Raw genomic sequence first — 1,420 nt, forward strand, 5'->3', positions numbered from 1 at the left:
CCGCGTAGCCTGAAGACCTCGATGCCCTGGCTCATGGCCTCACGCACGGACACGAGCTGCATGGATTTCCCCCTGGAGTGACTGGGCCCCGGCCAGGCGCTGCGCCAGCACGGCCAGCACATCGCCTTCGCGCTGCCTGATGAAGAAATGCCCGCCCTCGAACCAGTCCAGCGTGAAGGCCCCGGCGGCCTCCTGCGACCAGGCCTGGACGCGGGGCGCCTCGATGTCGTCCTGCCGCCCCGCAAAGACATGCACCGGCAGCGGCAGGCCCGCAGCGGGCACATGGCCGAAGCTCTCGCAGACGCGGTAGTCGGACCCCAGCACATCCAGCGTGATGCGCATGAGCTCGGGGCTGCCAAACACCTCTTCGGGCGTGCCGCCCTGCCTGCGCAGATCGGCAATCAGCGCCGCATCGTCGCCCTTGCCCGCAAAGCGCTCGGGATCGCGGCAGGCCGGTGCCGGGCTGCCCGAGGCAACCAGGGCCAGCGGCAGCTCCCTGCCCTGCTCGCGCAACTGCCGCGCCATGCCGAAGGCCAGCAGCGCGCCCATGCTGTGGCCCAGCAGCGCAAAGCGGCCGCGCATGGCCTGGCGCTGCTCGGCGCACAGCAGCGATACCAGCTGCCCGAAGTCCTCGACCGCAGGCTCGCCCAGCCGGCTGCCCCGCCCCGGCAGCTCCACCGGCGCAATGCGGATCCAGTGGGGCAGCAGCCTGCGCCAGCGCAGGTACATGGTGGCGCTGGCGCCTGCGCACGGCAGGCACAGCAGGGTCAGCGGCGCGTGCATGCGCGTCAGCCCGCTGCGGTTTCGGTATCGGTATCGGCCTTGTGCCGCGCGGCGCCGGAGCCCGCCTGCTCCTGCTGCTGCATCCACACGCGCAGCGACTTGGGCCGCATGTCGGTCCAGGTGGCGTCCACGTAGTCGAGCACGGTTTTCTTGTCGCCCTTCACACCCTCCACGGCGGTCCAGCCGCCGGGCACGGCCTTCCAGTGCGGCCAGATGGAATACTGTTCCTCGTGGTTGACCAGAACGATGAAGGTTTCGTCTTCGCGGTCGAAGCAGCTTGTAGACATGCAGGCGTCCTTGTGCAGTTGAACATCGGCGAAGCCAGTTCCGGATCGCGGCGATCCGGTACTGCGCCTCTGTTGAACATGACGTTCGGCGCCTGAAACTGTTCATGCCATGGCCAGGCATGAGATTGCGGCGGCAAGCAATTGCCCGCAATTTTCAGAGTACTCCTAGTCCCGATTGTGTTGCCCTATCGCCATTCATCTGTCTATGATTTTCATTTATCAGATAACGGGAGGGTGTCCCCAGCGGGGCGCAAGCAGCAATGACACGCCGAGTCACCATCCACACGCCATTGGGCGATGAACTGCATTTCCGTGAATTGCGCGGCCAGGAAAACATCAGCCAGCTCTTC

At 66.3% G+C, this 1,420-nt stretch carries 2 protein-coding genes; both read right to left on the bottom strand.

What is annotated here, in order from left to right:
* Positions 1-39: 39 nt before the first annotated feature.
* Positions 40-783 (bottom strand): thioesterase II family protein, encoded by a 744-nt coding sequence (locus L995_RS11795; protein WP_047471896.1) that lies wholly within the window; start codon positions 781-783, stop codon positions 40-42.
* A 5-nt stretch (positions 784-788) separates the two neighbouring features.
* Positions 789-1,070 (bottom strand): MbtH family protein, encoded by a 282-nt coding sequence (locus L995_RS11800; RefSeq protein ID WP_013801595.1) that lies wholly within the window; start codon positions 1,068-1,070, stop codon positions 789-791.
* Between the last annotated feature and the right edge of the window lie 350 nt (positions 1,071-1,420).

This window comes from Delftia sp. ZNC0008 (assembly GCF_000799035.1).
Taxonomy (GTDB): domain Bacteria; phylum Pseudomonadota; class Gammaproteobacteria; order Burkholderiales; family Burkholderiaceae_C; genus Comamonas; species Comamonas tsuruhatensis.

Bases quoted from the DNA above. Each gene is read 5' to 3' on its own strand.
- L995_RS11795 (WP_047471896.1), bottom strand. From the start codon at position 783: ATGCACGCGCCGCTGACCCTGCTGTGCCTGCCGTGCGCAGGCGCCAGC.
- L995_RS11800 (WP_013801595.1), bottom strand. From the start codon at position 1,070: ATGTCTACAAGCTGCTTCGACCGCGAAGACGAAACCTTCATCGTTCTG.